This is a genomic window from Stenotrophomonas sp. YJH_SMC_131, from assembly GCF_059367975.1.
On the sequence record NZ_JCAFRJ010000002.1, the window covers coordinates 472,528 to 487,091 of the forward strand.

Genomic DNA, 14,564 nt, shown 5'->3' on the forward strand with positions numbered 1-14,564 from the left:
ATGCGTTACGCGCTTGGCGTCGAGTACGACGGCAGCGATTTCAGGGGCTGGCAGAACCTGGGCGAGGGTGGTCCCAGCGTGCAGGCCAGCCTTGAGCAGGCCCTGTCGTCGGTGGCCGATGCGCCGCTGCAGGTGGTCTGTGCCGGTCGCACCGATGCCGGCGTGCACGGCCAGTGCCAGGTCGTGCATTTCGACACCGACGTGGTGCGCGATCCGCGCGCCTGGATGCTGGGCACCACCACCCGCCTGCCGCGCTCGATCGCGGTGCGCTGGTGCGTGCCCGTGGCCGATGATTTCCACGCCCGCTTCTCGGCGCGGGCACGCCGTTACCGTTATCGCCTGCTCAACCGCGAAGTGCGGCCGGCGCTGCAGCGGCAGACCCTCAGCTGGGAGCGCCGTGCGCTGGACGCGGGCCTGATGCATGCCGCCGGCCAGGCCCTGCTAGGCGAGAACGACTTCAGCGCGTTCCGCTCGGTGCAGTGCCAGGCGCTGCATGCACGGCGTGAACTGCAGTCACTGCAGGTCAGCCGCCAGGGCGAGGTGATCGAGGTCGCCGTGCAGGGCAATGCATTCCTTCATCACATGGTCCGCAATATCGTCGGATCGCTGATCCTGGTGGGCAGTGGCGAGAAGCCGGTGGAATGGATCGCCGAACTGCTGGCCGGGCGCGATCGCACCGTAGCCGGTCCCACCGCACCGCCGCAGGGCCTGGTGTTCCTCGGGCCCCTGTACCCCGACAACTGGCATCTGCCCGCCGAGGTCACGCTATGAGCCGCTCCTACTACCGCACGCGCATCAAGTTCTGTGGCATGACCCGGGCCGGCGACGTCCGCCTGGCCGGTGAGCTGGGCGTGGACGCGGTGGGTTTCATCTTCGCCCGTGAAAGCAGCCGCCGGGTCGCTCCGGCCGAGGCACGCGCGATGCGCCAGGCGATCGCGCCCATGGTCGACGTGGTGGCGTTGTTCCGCAACAACAGCAAGGAAGAAGTGCGCGAGGTGCTGCGCACGGTACGACCGACCCTGCTGCAGTTCCACGGCGAGGAAGACGAGAGCTTCTGCCGCAGCTTCAACATGCCGTACCTGAAGGCGATCGCCATGGGCGGCCGTGAAGAGATCAACGCCCGCACCCTGCAGCTGCGCTATCCCAGCGCCGCCGGCTTTCTGTTCGACAGCCACGCGCCGGGCGGCGGTGGCGGCACCGGCGTGGCCTTTGACTGGGGCCGGATCCCGACCGGCCTGCATCGCCCGTTCCTGCTGGCCGGCGGCCTGAACCCGGAAAACGTCTACGACGCGGTGCTGGGTACCCTGCCGTGGGGCGTGGATGTCTCCAGTGGCATCGAACTGGAGCCGGGCATCAAGGACGGCTACAAGATGCGCACCTTCGTCGAGGAAGTGCGCCGCGCCGATTGCACGGTTCTCGAGTGATTGGCGTCACTATTTGCCGTGATTTGGACCTGGATTTGAGCCTGCACGCATTCTTCACATAGGATGGTCCCAAGCGCGCCTGCCATGAGGGCTGGCGCGGGGATCGACGGGACGCGCGCGGCGCGCCCCGAACGGGTGGCCGCCGCCCACAGCCCAGGAAGGCAAGCGATGCAGGAGTTTCTCACCGTCGTACTCGGTTACCCGACGCTGCCGTACAGCATTCTGCTGTTGGTGTCGGTGATGTATTGGGCGGTTGCGGCGTTCGGCCTGGTCGATGACGGTTTTGGCAATCTCGGCGCCGATGGCGCGCTCGAGGCGGGGACCGACCTCAGTGGCCTGTCGGCCATGCTGGCGCGCTGGGGCCTGGGTGGCGTCCCGATCATGGTGGTGGTCACCCTGCTGAGCCTGTTCGGCTGGCTCATCACCTATTTCATCCATCTGTTCGTACTGCTGCCGCTGCCGGACCTGCTGCGCTGGGGCCTGGGTACGCTCGTGGCGGTGCTGGCACCGCTGCCAGCGGTACCGCTCATCGCGCTGATCCTGCGCCCGGTCCGGCGCTTCCTGCTGCGCCTGCGGCCGGTGCCGCAGGCATCGCTGCTCGGCCGGGCCGGCGTGGTCGCGTCGCCGAAGGTGGACGCACGCAGCGGTCATGCCACGGTCGATGATGGCGGCGCCGGGCTGGTGCTGCAGATCCGCAGCGACATCGAACTGCAGCGTGGCGAGCGCATCGTGCTGGTTGAGCACATGGCCGAACAACACTATTACCGGGTGGTCCGCGCCGATGCGATCGCCCTCGATTTCCAGGACAACCTGCTTCCGGGCAACAAGGAGACTCATCAATGACGTTGGCATCCCTCTTACCGTTCCTGGCCGTCGCCGGCGGCCTGCTCGTCCTGCTGCTGGGCGTGGCCGGGCTGTTCAAGGCCTTCTACCGCAAGGTCGACCAGGGCGTGGCCCTGATCGTCAACGACATGAGCTCCACGCCCAAGGTGCACTTCACCGGCGCGCTGATCATCCCGGTGCTGTACCGCGCCGAGCTGATGCGGATCAGCCTGATCACCCTGCAGATCGACCGCCGTGGCAAGGAAGGCCTGATCTGCCGCGACAACATGCGTGCCGACATCGCCGTGGCCTTCTACCTGCGGGTGAACGAGACCCAGGCCGACGTGCTGCGCGTGGCCAAGGCCATCGGTGCCGACCGTGCGTCGGACAAGCATGCCGTCGATGAGCTGTTCAACGCCAAGTTCTCCGAAGCGTTGAAGACGGTCGGCAAGAAGTTCGACTTCACCGAACTGTTCGAGAAGCGCCAGGAGTTCCGCGACGAGATCATCGCGGTGATCGGCAACGACCTCAACGGCTATGTGCTGGAAGACGTGGCGATCGATTACCTGGAGCAGACCCCGAAGGCGCTGCTGGACCAGTTCAACATCCTTGACGCGCAGGGTATCCGCAAGATCACCGAGCTGACCGCCGCGCAGAACGTGGTGACCAACGAGCTGGAGCAGAACGAGAAGCTCGCCATCACCAAGAAGAACGTGGAAGCGCGTGAAGCGCTGCTGGCGCTGGAACGCCAGCAGGCCGAAGCCGAAGCACGCCAGAAGCGCGAGATCGAGACCATCCGCGCGCGCGAGGAGGCCGAGACCGCCAAGGTGCAGGAAGAGCAGCGCCAGCTGTCCGAGAACGCCCGCATCGAAGCACAGCAGCTGATCGAGATCCGCGACCAGAACCGCCTGCGCGAAGTGGAAGTGGCCGAGCAGAACCGCCAGCGTGCCGTGGCCATCGAGGCCGAGCGCGTGGAGCGCGCACGCCAGCTTGAGCAGGTCACCACCGACCGCGAAGTGCAGCTGCAGGGCGTGGAGCGCGACAAGGTGGTCGAGCAGGGCAAGATGGACGTGGCCAACATCACCCGCGAACGCATCTCCATCGACAAGACCGTGGCGCAGGAGGAAGAGCGCATCAAGGAAGTGCGCGAGGTCTCCGAGGCCGACCGCCAGAAGCAGGTGCTGATCCTGGAAGCCGAGGCCAAGGCACAGGAATCGCTGGTGCGCGAGGTAAAGGAAGCGCAGGCACGCGAGACCGCTTCCAAGCACCGCGCAGTGGAACTGACCACGCTGGCCCAGGCCGAACACGAAGCAGCCGGCAAGCAGGCCGAAGCCAAGCGCCTGCTGGCCGACGCGCTGCGCGCCGAGCAGGCCGCACCGGGCCTGGCCGAAGCGCAGGTGCGTGAAGCTTCGGCACTGGCCATCGAGAAGGTCGGCATCGCCGAGGCCCGCGTGATCGAAGCCAAGGCCGAAGCCAGCCTGAAGCAGGGCAGCAACGAAGCCCGCGTGCTGGCCGAGACCCTGCAGGCGCAGGCGCAGGGTGAGGAGAAGATGGGCCTGGCCCGTGCCACCGCCACCGAATCGCTGGGCAACGCCGAAGCCGGCGTGGTGCAGAAGAAGCTGCTGGCCGAGGCCGAAGGCCTGGTGCGCAAGTTCGAAGCGATCGCTTCGCTGAGCGACCAGGCACGTGGCCACGAAGAGTTCCGCATGATGCTGGACAACAGCCTGAAGCAGGCGCTGGCCTCGATCGAAGCCGGCAAGGAAGTCTCGCGCGAGAACGCCAACGTCATCGCCAGCGCGCTGCGCAATGCCGATATCGATCTGGTCGGTGGCGACGGCGGCATGTTCGAGAACCTGGTCAAGGCAGTGTCGCTGGGCAAGTCGATCGAAGGCTTTGCCGGCAAGAGCCCGATCGTGCAGGAGCTGATGCAGCGCTACCTGGGCGTGGCCGTGGCCGAACCGGCGCCGCGCCAGATCGCCGAGGATGCCGAAGCGGTGCCGACCGTGTCGGCCACCGTGGTCGACAGCGCCCGTTGATGCATCGGGCGATGGCTGCTGCGGCCATCGCCCGCCCGCGTCGGCCGCAACCGCGGCCGTCCGCCCGTGAGCCGGAAGCCTGCTGATGTCTGATACCCATCCGTCCGCCGAATCCACTGCACCGGAGGCCGGCGGCACTACCGTCGACCAGGCCGTTGCCCAGGGCGGTGCCTATGAAGTCCTGCGCCGCCGCCTGGCCGAGCAGGGCCAGCGCCTGCAGGGCCTGGCCGAAACGCTCAACCGCCAGCGCCTGGCCGAGTTCGGCGACAGCCGCCTGGAGGTGGTCGGTCGCTTCCGCATCCGCAGCGAAAACAACTGCGTCGGCCGTGACATCGTGCAGGTCGGGCCGGACCGCCTGCTGTTCGGCTACAACGTGTTCATCGGGCTGAAGACCCAGACCCGCATCGAGGACGTGTTCGGCCTGTACCGGCTGGTGCAGGGCAGCGACGGCTACGACGTGGCGGCGCTGGAGCTGAAGGGCAGCTTCCTCGACCAGCCCGGCTTCGTGCACGACTTCAACGAACTGTACGCCTACTACAAGCACGCGCGCCTGCTGCAGCTGATCGTGGTGGGGGACAAGCTGCTGGCGTCGTTCCAGATCGGTGAGCGCAGCAGCGACGTGCGCGTGTTCCGCTGGGCGCTGTCGCGCGATGGCGAACTGACCTATCTGGATGCGCGCGGTGAGCGCGATATCGCACTGCCGCCGCCGTTCGACTTCGAATGGACCCGGGCGACCCGCGACCTGGCGGTCAATGGCCGCCATTCGCACCTGAACATCCTCGATACCCTGTTCGTGGAGACCACCGGCGGCGACCTCACGATCAAGGTCGAGAACAACACCGAGACAGGGCAGGGCATCTACAGCGAACCGGTGGAGGACAGCACGCAGTCGCTGGACGACGCCCAGTTCGAGTTCGCCCGGGTCGGCTCGCTGGTGCTGCTGAAAGTGCTGCCGTACCGCGAGACGGAGTGGCGCGGGCTGATCTACAACACGCTGACCGGCGGCATCGTGCGCAACGATGCGATCGTGCAGGCCTGCGTGCAGCTGCCCGAAGACCACGGCGTGATCTTCCCGGGTGGCTATTACCTGCAGGGCGGCGAGCACAAGGCGTTCGACGCCTCGATGGCCGGCATGCAGTTCAAGCGCAGCATCCGTTCGCCCAACGGCGAGGACGTGCTGTACATCTTCTACGAGCGCGAAGGCGGGCGCTCGGCGCTGTTCGTCTACAACACCATCCAGCGCGTGCTGCAGAACCCGGTGTTCGGCCATGGCTACGCCTTGATGCAGGACGGGCGCATGGTGCTGTTCCATGCCGAAGGCAGCGAACCGACCCGCATCCATCCGATGCAGGTCTGGCAGACCCCGTTCAGCAGTGACGAGTTTGCTGCAAGCCGGCCACCCGGCAACACCTTCATGGGCCGCATCGGCAATGCCGAACTGGTGCGGGGCATCTCCAACCTGTTCAACCTGGCGCGCGAGATCGATGGCCAGGACGTGTCGGTGCAGCGCTACCAGCGCCTGGTGGCCGACACCCGGCGCCTGTTCGATGCCCACCACTGGTTGGGCGACGCGGCCTGCGATGGCGCCGAGGCGCTGCTGCGGCAGATCAGCGCCACCGGCGAATCGGTGCTGGACGAGTACGAGAAGGTGCAGTCGATCCGCCAGCAGTCGGCGCAGGCGATGGTCGAGGCAGAGGCCGCGCACAAGGCGCTGCTGGGCCGGCTGCAGCCGCAGAACTGGAACGAGGTGCAGGCCTTCGTCGAGGCCCTCAATGCGATCACCGCATTGCGTGGACGGCTGCTGACCATCCGCGAGCTGCGTTACATCGACACCGCGCGCATCGAGACGATGACGGCCGAGCTGGTGGAGGCGCAGGATCATGTCGGCGCCGCCACGGGTGACTTCCTCGCCGGCGATGCCGCGCTGGTGCCGCTGACCACGCGCCTGCAGGCGCTGGATGAAGCTGCGCAGCAGGCGCAGAGTGCCCGCCAGCTGGATGAGCAGCTGGAGGGGCTGCGCGGGATGGCGGCCGATCTGGATATGCTGTCTGAACTGATGGCCGGCCTGAAGGTGGACGATGCCACCGCCCGCACCCGCGTGGTCGAGTCCATTTCGGTGCTGTACGGCCGCCTCAACCAGGCCCGCGCGCGTGCCGATCAGCGCCGCAGGTCGCTCGGCTCAGCCGAGGCCGTGGCGCAGTTCGCCGCGCAGTTCGCGCTGTTCTCGCAGTCGATCACCAGCGCGCTGGCGCTGGCCACGGACCCGGAGCGTGCCGACGAGCAGCTGTCGCGCCTGCTGGTGCAGCTGGAGGAGCTGGAGAGCCAGTTCGGCGAACACGAGCAGTTCCTCGGCGACATCCTGAGCAAGCGCGAAGAGCTGGTTGAAGCCTTCGAAACGCACAAGCAGGCGCTGCTGGATGACCGCCAGCGCAAGGCACGTTCGGTGCTGGATGCGGCCAGCCGCATCCTCGATGGCCTGGCCAAGCGCACCGAGCGCTTCGCCACCGCCGATGAGCTCAATGCGTTCTTTGCCGGCGATCCGCTGATCCTCAAGCTGCGTGAGCTGGCCGAACGCCTGCGCGCGTTGCATGACAACGTCAAGGCCGACGACATCGAAGCGCGCCTGAAGGGCGTGCGTGACCAGGCGGTGCGCCAGCTGCGTGACCGCAGTGATCTGTACGAGGCGGGCGGCAACGTGGTGCGGCTGGGGCCGCGCCATCGCTTCAGCGTCAACACCCAGGCGCTGGACCTGACCCTGCTGCCGCGTGGTGACACGCTGGCGATCCATCTGACCGGCACCGACTTCCTGGAGACCCTGCACGATCCGGAGCTGGATGCGCTGAAGCCGTTCTGGCCGGTCACCCTGGACTCCGAATCACCTGCACTGTATCGCGGCGAGTATCTTGCCGGCAGCCTGTTGATGGCCGCGCAGGAGGGGAGCGACGGGCTTGACCTGGCCACGCTGCAGCACGACGTCGCCACGCCCGAAGCACTGGACCAGCGCGTGCGTGCGTTTGCCGCACCGCGCTACCGCGAAGGCTACGAGCGCGGCATCCATGACCATGATGCCGCGCTGATCCTGCGTGCGTTGCTGCCCTTGCAGCAGGCGGCCGGCAGCCTGCGGCATGCACCACGGGTGCGTGCGCTGGCGGTGCTGTTCTGGGCTGCCGAGCAGCGGCGCGAAGCGGTGGCGCAATGGCCGGCCCGCCAGATGGGTGCTGAAGCGCTGGCACGCCTGCTGGGGTCCGACGAAGGGCGCCTGGCGTTGCGTGCGGAAATGGCCGAGGCACTGCTGGCGTATGCGCAATCCCACGCGTTGCCGTTCGATGCCGATGCCGCAGAGGCCGCGGCCGCTTATCTGGGCGAGGAACTGGCGGCCGGCGAACCGGTGTTCAGCAGCAGCCGCCATGCGGTAGCGCTGCTGGAGGCACTGGCTCGGCAGCTGGAACAGGCCGGGCAACGCGAGGCGGTCGAACGCGCCCTGCAGCGCAGCCAGGATCCGCTGGCCACGCGCTGGGCGCTGGCCGGTCAGTGGCTGCGGGCGCTGGCGCGGATGCCGGCGCATGCCCCGCATGCCGGCTACGTCGACGAGGCTGCAGCACTGCTGCTGGTGCAGCGCCAGCTGCGTACCCGTGCCAGCGACGCCGCGCTGCAGGCGGAGGTCAGTGGCCTGCTGGGTGAACACGCACGCATCAGCAACGGCACGCTGGTGGTATCGCTGGATGATTTCCTGGCGCGCCTGAAGCAGCACCTGCGTCATTTCGTGCCAGCGTTCCATGCCTACCAGGCGCTGCGCCAGGGCATCATCGGCCGCGAGCGCGAGACCTTGCGGCTTTCCGAGTTCAAGGCGCGGCCGCTGTCCTCGTTCGTACGCAACAAGCTGATCAATGATGTCTACCTGGGCGTGATCGGTGACAACCTGGCCAAGCAGATGGGCACGGTCGGCGAGAACAAGCGCAGCGACCTGATGGGCCTGCTGATGATGATTTCGCCGCCCGGCTACGGCAAGACCACGCTGATGGAATACGTGGCGCACCGCCTGGGCCTGGTCTTCATGAAGATCAACGGCCCGGCGCTGGGTCACGAGGTGCGGTCGCTGGACCCGGCCCAGGCACCGGACGCGACCTCGCGGCAGGAGCTGGAGAAGCTCAACCTGGCGCTGGAAATGGGCAACAACACCATGCTGTATGTGGACGACATCCAGCACACCCATCCGGAGTTCCTGCAGAAGTTCATCTCTCTGTGCGATGGCACCCGCCGTATCGAAGGTGTGTGGCGCGGTCGCACCCGCACCTACGACATGCGCGGCAAGAAATTCTGCGTGGTGATGGCCGGCAACCCGTATACCGAGTCCGGCGAGGTGTTCAAGATTCCGGACATGCTGGCCAACCGTGCCGACATCTACAACCTGGGTGATGTGCTCGGTGGCATGGAGGCGGCCTTTACCCTCAGCTACATCGAGAACAGCCTGACTTCCAACCCGGTGCTGGCGCCGCTGGCTACGCGCGACATGGCTGACCTGTACACGCTGGTCGACCGGGCGATGGGCAAGGAGGTCTCGACCAACGGCCTGAGCCACGCCTACAGCAGCGCGGAGATCAACGAAATCACCGCCACCCTGCAGCGCATGCTGCGCGTGCGCGACGTGGTCTACCGCGTCAACCAGCAGTACATCGCCAGTGCCGCGCAGGACGACCGCTACCGCACCGAGCCGCCGTTCCGGCTGCAGGGTAGCTACCGCAACATGAACAAGCTGGCCGAGAAGATCTCGCCGGTGATGAACGAGGACGAGCTGCAGCAGTTGATCTCCGACCACTACCTGGGCGAGGCACAGCTGCTGACCACCGGCGCCGAAGAAAACCTGTTGAAGCTGGCCGAGCTGCGCGGCGTGCTGGACGACACGCAGGCGCAACGCTGGACGCAGATCAAGCGCGACTTCCTGCGCAACAAGGCCATGGGGGCCGACGACAGCGATGTCGGCGGGCGCGTGGTCGCGCAGCTGGCCGACATCGCCACCGCCCTGCAGCTTCCACCGCCGACGCCGGAACCGATTGCCGTTGCCGACCCGGCACCGTGGCCGGCGTTGCTGGAGGCCCTGCATCGTCTTTCTGAAACACGTCCGGCCGCCGCGCCGGTGCCGGTCGCGGCAGCCGCCAGTGTGCCGACGACGGTCCTGGCCGACGACCTGCAGGCTGGCCTGGCACCGTTGGTGGAACTGTTGGCGGCATCGCAGGCGCAGCAGGCACAGGTGTCGCAGACCCTGGCCGCGTTCGCCGGCTGGGCGCGGCAGCAGGTCGAGCGTGGGGTGCCGAACAGTGCGGTGGCGCAGCGTGCGCGTGTGCGCCGTGCCACGACGCCGGAGGAGCGCGCGCTGGATGAGGCGCTGATGCGTCACTTCTACGGCGAGTCGTTGCCGCCGGACGACGGTGAGGAGATTCCAGCGACGACACCGAAGCCGCCGCCGCTGCCGTGACCATGCAGGCGCCACTGCCGCCACCGAGCTTGCCGGACACGGCCGATGTCGCCGCGCTGGCCGACTATGGTGCGCCGTTGCTGCAGGCGCTGGCACGGCGCGAAACACCGTTGCCGCCGGGCGCGGGCGCAGGGCTGGTGGCCGCACTGGCACGCATCGCGCTGGCCCTGCAGGCCGATAACCCGGCACAGATCCGGCAGCAGGCGGGCTGGTGGGGCCGCCTGCTGGGGCGCGATGTCGATCGCGAGGCGGAAGGACGTGCGCTGCAGTCGCAGCTGGGCGTGCTGGCCCTGCAGGCGCGCGAGCAGGCCCAGCAGCTGCAGCAGCAACTGCAGCTGCGGGCCATGGCCATCGCCGGACATTCAGCGGCGGCCGCAGCGCTGGACGCCTGGGTCGAGCTGGCAGCGGTGCGGCTGGCGTCGCTGGATACCGCCGGCCAGGCCGCGCTGTCGCAACGGCTCGATCACCTGCGCCGGCTGGCCACGCTGCGCCGTCTCGAGGCCGGCCAGTGGCAGCTCCTGCAGGACCAGGACAACGTGCTGCTGCAACGCTTCGCGCGCATCCATGACGTCCTGTTGCCAGCCTGGCGGCAGGCCGCCGCGGCGGGCCAGGCCGCGGCCGGCGCCACATTGGCGGCGAAGGCCGCCACGCTGCACGCACAGATCGATGACGAGGTCGCGGCGGCTCAGGCTAAACTGCCTTGAGCCGGCCGCCGCTGCCGCTTACCCAACTGCAAGGAGACTGCCCGATGACCCAGGACAGCCAGACCCCCGGTGCCCTCGTGCCCGGCACGACTACCGCCGTTCCGCTCGATGAAGGCGCATTGCAGGCGCTTGGCCTGGTCCGCGAGGATCTGCCGCGCATCGCCGAGATCCGTCTGGAGCTGGATGATCTGCGCCCGGGCAACCTGCAGGTCTTCGGTCGCGAAGCGGCCACGCGCACCGCGGCGTTTTCCAGCCAGTTGCTGGACCAGGTGCGCAATCGTGACCTCGATGCCAGCGGCGAGAAACTGGGCGAAGTGGTGCGCATCGCACGCAGCCTGAAGCTGGACGGCTTCGCGCAGCGGTCGAAGGTGCCGGTGATCGGTGGCCTGATCGACCGCCTGCGCGTATCCAAGGGCGAGCTGGTGCAGAAGTTCAGCGACACCAATGCGCAGATCGAGCAGCTGCTGGGTGATGTCGGTGTGCAGCAGGCGTTGATGGGCAAGCGCGTGGGCGAGTTCGACCGCATGCATGACATCGTCCGCGAAGAACGCCATGCGCTGGGCCTGTATGCTGCGGCCGGCAAGCAGCGCCTGGCCGAACTGCAGGCCGAGCAGCAGGCCGGGCAGGGCAGTGAGGATCCGCAGCAGCGCATCCGCCAGAGCGAAGTCGACAACGCGATCCGCCTCCTCGAAAAGCGCGTGTCCGACCTGCAGCTGATGCAGCATGCGGCCGACCAGTCGCTGCCGATGATCCGCCTGATCCAGGCCAACGCGCTGCAGCTGATCGAGAAGTTCAACACGGTGCGCGAGATCACCATCCCGTCGTGGAAGCGCCAGTTCGCCATCCAGCTTTCGCTGGGTGAGCAGAAGGCCGCGGTCGAGCTGTCCACTGCCATCGACGATGCCACCAACGAGCTGATGCGCCGCAACGCCGACCTGCTGCGCCAGGCCTCGGTGGATACCGCGCGCAGCAACCAGCGCGGCGTGATCGACGTGGCCACGCTGCGCCACGTGCACGACCAGTTGATCGCCACGGTCGAGGAAGTGCGCAGCATCCATCGCGAAGGAATGCAGCAGCGGCAGCAGGCCGAAGTCGAGCTGTCGCGCCTGCGCGAAGACCTGCAGCAGCGACTGGCCACCCCGACTGCCAGCTGAAAAAAGGGGACGGAGGGGATTAAGTCGTTTGTGCCACTTGCGACTTAATCCCCTCCGTCCCCTTTTTGTTGTCAGCGCAGTTGCTGGCCCAGCCAGTCGGCCAGCGCATCCACGCGCCCATCTGCCGGTCCATCCGGTCGCGCCAGCACCCAGAAGCCACCGGTGGCGGCAAATCCCCACGGCGCGACCAGTCGCCCGGCGGCCAGGTCCTCGGCCACCAGGGGCTCGGGTGCGATCGCCGGGCCCAGCCCGGCCACCGCTGCCTCCAGCAGGTAGTACAGGTGTTCGAAGGCAGTACCCAGCTGCAGCTTCGAGGTGTCCAGATCGTGCGCTTGCGCCCACGCCGGCCATGCCTGCGGCCGTGAGCTGGTGTGCAGCAGCGTCTCCTGCAGCAGCGCCGAAGGCGGCACATGCCGCAGTCGCTGCGCGGCCGGATGCGAGGGGGCCACCACCACGCCGACCCGTTCCGGCGCCAGCTCACGCACCTGCCAGCCCCGGGGCCACGGCCCCTGCGCCAGCAGCAGCACCGCGTCCAGTGCGGCCTGCGCCTCGGTGAAGCTGCCATCCAGCGCCGACCACTGCAGGCGTACGCCGGGCAGGGCGGCCTGAAGTGCGGGCAGGCGCGGAATCATCCAGCGCGCCAGCACGCTGCCGCTGCAGCCCAGCACCAGCGCCGGGGCCGCCGTCGGCCGGCGCAGTTCGCGCACGCAGTCTTCGATGCCGCTGAAGGCCTCGCTGCACGCTGCCTGCAGGCGCGTGCCCGCAGCGGTCAGGCGCAGGCCGCGACCGGCCCGCTGGAACAGCGCCAGGCCGAGGTGGTCTTCCAGCAGCTTCAGCTGGCGGCTGACCGCGCCGTGGGTCACGTGCAGGTCCTGCGCGGCGCGGCCAACCCCGCCCAGGCGGGCGGTGGCCTCGAACGCGCGCAGCGCATTGAGCGGTGGCAACAGCGAACGGCTCATGTGAGATTTCCTGACGGTATATGCCAAATAATATCCATTTTCCGGTCACGACCCGTGCGCTAGAGTATCCACCTGTCTCGAACCAGCGGTCGCTTCCATGTCTGCCTCCCCCATTGCCGACTACCACGCCTTCCCGGATGCCCAGGGCCATTTCGGCCGCTACGGTGGCAGCTTCGTTGCCGAAACCCTGGTCGGCCCGCTGCAGGAACTCGCCCAGGCCTATGACCAGGCCCGCCAGGATCCGGCCTTCCAGGCCGCCTACGACCGCGACCTGGCCCACTACGTGGGCCGGCCGAGCCCGATCTACCACGCCCAGCGGCTGAGCGACCATGTCGGCGGCGCGCAGATCCTGCTCAAGCGCGAAGACCTGAACCACACCGGCGCGCACAAGATCAACAACACCATCGGCCAGGCGCTGCTGGCGGCGCGGATGGGCAAGAAGCGCATCATCGCCGAGACCGGTGCCGGCCAGCACGGCGTGGCCAGCGCCACGGTTGCCGCGCGGTTGGGCCTGGAATGCGTGGTGTACATGGGCGCCACCGACATCGAGCGGCAGAAGATCAACGTCTACCGCATGAAGCTGCTCGGCGCGACGGTGGTGCCGGTCACCTCCGGTTCGGCCACTTTGAAGGACGCGCTCAACGAAGCGATGCGCGACTGGGTGACCAATGTGCAGGACACCTTCTACATCATCGGTACGGTCGCCGGTCCGGATCCCTATCCGCGCATGGTGCGCGACTTCAACGCCATCGTCGGCCGCGAGGCACGCGAGCAGATGCTGGCCGAGTACGGCCGCCTGCCCGATGCGATCACTGCCTGCGTCGGCGGCGGCAGCAATGCCATCGGCCTGTTCCATGCCTTCCTCAACGACCGCCAGGTCGAGATCGTCGGCGCCGAGGCCGCAGGTGATGGCATCAGCACCGGTCGCCATGCTGCATCGATCGCCGCCGGTCGCCCGGGCGTGCTGCATGGCAACCGCACCTATGTACTGTGCGACGACGACGGCCAGATCATCGAGACCCATTCGGTGTCGGCCGGCCTGGACTATCCGGGCGTCGGCCCCGAACACGCATTCCTGGCCGATACCGGCCGCGCGCGCTACCTCGGCATCACCGATGACGAAGCACTGCAGGCCTTCCACCTGCTGGCGCATACCGAGGGCATCCTGCCGGCGCTGGAGTCCAGCCATGCGCTGGCGCAGGCGATCAAGCTGGCGCGTGAGCGTCCGCGTGACCAGATCGTGCTGTGCAATCTGTCCGGCCGTGGCGACAAGGATGTGCATACCATCGCCGCGCGCGAAGGGCTGGTGCTGTGAGCGCGCTGCTGCGCAACAGTGGCGTGCTGCTGCTGGCGCTGGGGTTGGCCGCGTGCCAGCCGCCGGAGCCGCCGCTGCTGGCACCGGCCGCCAAGGCCACCACGCAGCCGGCACAGCAGGCGGCCGCGAATGATGACCTCGACCCGATGGCACGTGCGCCGATCGTCGATCCGCCGTCCACGGAAGATATGGACAGCGATGGCGCGCCTGCGGTGGTCTCGGTGGCGCTGGACCATGCCGGCGAGGTGCTGATCGGCCAGCACATGAGCGATCTGAAGGCACTCGGGCCGTGGACCGCGCAAGGGGCGGTCGAAGCCATCGGCGGCAGTTGCGAGTACTACGACGGCAAGGGGCTGCCGCCCGGCGTGTCGATGATGACCGATGAAGATCGCGTCGTCCGTTTCGATCTCGGCCTGGATCCGGACAGCGGGGCGCCGACCCAGCAGCCCGGTCCGTTCGGCCTGCGTGTCGGCATGACCCGCGCCCAGGCCATGGCCCAGTTCCCGAAGCCGCCGGTATCCAGCCCGCATGCCTACGACGGTGACCAGGGCGAGTACCTCACCTGGCAGGACCCGGGTTCGGACCTGGGTATCCGCGTGGAACTGTTTGAAGGGCGGGTCACCCAGATGTACTGGGGAACCAGCGATGCGATTGAACTGATTGAAGGATGTGCCTGA

At 67.8% G+C, this 14,564-nt stretch carries 10 protein-coding genes; 9 read left to right on the forward strand and 1 reads right to left on the reverse strand.

Going from position 1 to position 14,564, the window contains the following annotated elements; genetic code table 11:
- From truA to AC5P56_RS05965, 7 genes are all read left to right on the forward strand, one after another.
- A complete protein-coding gene (truA, locus tag AC5P56_RS05935) occupies positions 1–771 on the forward strand; it encodes a tRNA pseudouridine(38-40) synthase TruA (protein ID WP_014647888.1) in 771 nt (256 codons plus the stop codon).
- A complete protein-coding gene (locus AC5P56_RS05940) occupies positions 768–1,424 on the forward strand; it encodes a phosphoribosylanthranilate isomerase (RefSeq protein ID WP_014647887.1) in 657 nt (218 codons plus the stop codon). The genes truA and AC5P56_RS05940 overlap by 4 nt, the downstream gene beginning before the upstream one ends.
- Before the next feature lie 168 nt (positions 1,425–1,592).
- The gene (locus AC5P56_RS05945) at positions 1,593–2,267 is read left to right on the forward strand and encodes a hypothetical protein (protein ID WP_014647886.1); all 675 of its coding nucleotides are present in this window, start codon (positions 1,593–1,595) and stop codon (positions 2,265–2,267) included.
- The gene (locus AC5P56_RS05950; RefSeq protein ID WP_014647885.1) at positions 2,264–4,282 is read left to right on the forward strand and encodes a hypothetical protein; all 2,019 of its coding nucleotides are present in this window, start codon (positions 2,264–2,266) and stop codon (positions 4,280–4,282) included. Before AC5P56_RS05945 ends, AC5P56_RS05950 begins: the two co-directional genes overlap by 4 nt.
- 85 nt (positions 4,283–4,367) lie before the next feature.
- The gene (locus AC5P56_RS05955; RefSeq protein WP_495231492.1) at positions 4,368–9,755 is read left to right on the forward strand and encodes a DNA repair ATPase; all 5,388 of its coding nucleotides are present in this window, start codon (positions 4,368–4,370) and stop codon (positions 9,753–9,755) included.
- A 2-nt stretch (positions 9,756–9,757) separates the two neighbouring features.
- Entirely contained in the window at positions 9,758–10,459 is a 702-nt protein-coding gene (locus AC5P56_RS05960; protein ID WP_495231493.1) for a hypothetical protein, read from the forward strand.
- A gap of 44 nt (positions 10,460–10,503) precedes the next feature.
- Positions 10,504–11,613, forward strand: a complete 1,110-nt coding sequence (locus AC5P56_RS05965) for a toxic anion resistance protein (protein WP_014647882.1) — start codon at positions 10,504–10,506, stop codon at positions 11,611–11,613.
- Positions 11,614–11,684: 71 nt separating this feature from the next.
- Here AC5P56_RS05965 and AC5P56_RS05970 read toward each other — a convergent pair whose 3' ends face one another.
- On the reverse strand, positions 11,685–12,572 hold the full coding sequence (locus tag AC5P56_RS05970) for a LysR family transcriptional regulator (RefSeq protein ID WP_032957497.1): 888 nt from the start codon (positions 12,570–12,572) through the stop codon (positions 11,685–11,687).
- A 97-nt stretch (positions 12,573–12,669) separates the two neighbouring features.
- On the opposite strand from AC5P56_RS05970, the gene trpB reads away from it, so the two are divergent.
- Entirely contained in the window at positions 12,670–13,887 is a 1,218-nt protein-coding gene (trpB, locus tag AC5P56_RS05975; protein ID WP_032957499.1) for a tryptophan synthase subunit beta, read from the forward strand.
- Positions 13,884–14,564, forward strand: a complete 681-nt coding sequence (locus tag AC5P56_RS05980; RefSeq protein ID WP_014647879.1) for a hypothetical protein — start codon at positions 13,884–13,886, stop codon at positions 14,562–14,564. Before trpB ends, AC5P56_RS05980 begins: the two co-directional genes overlap by 4 nt.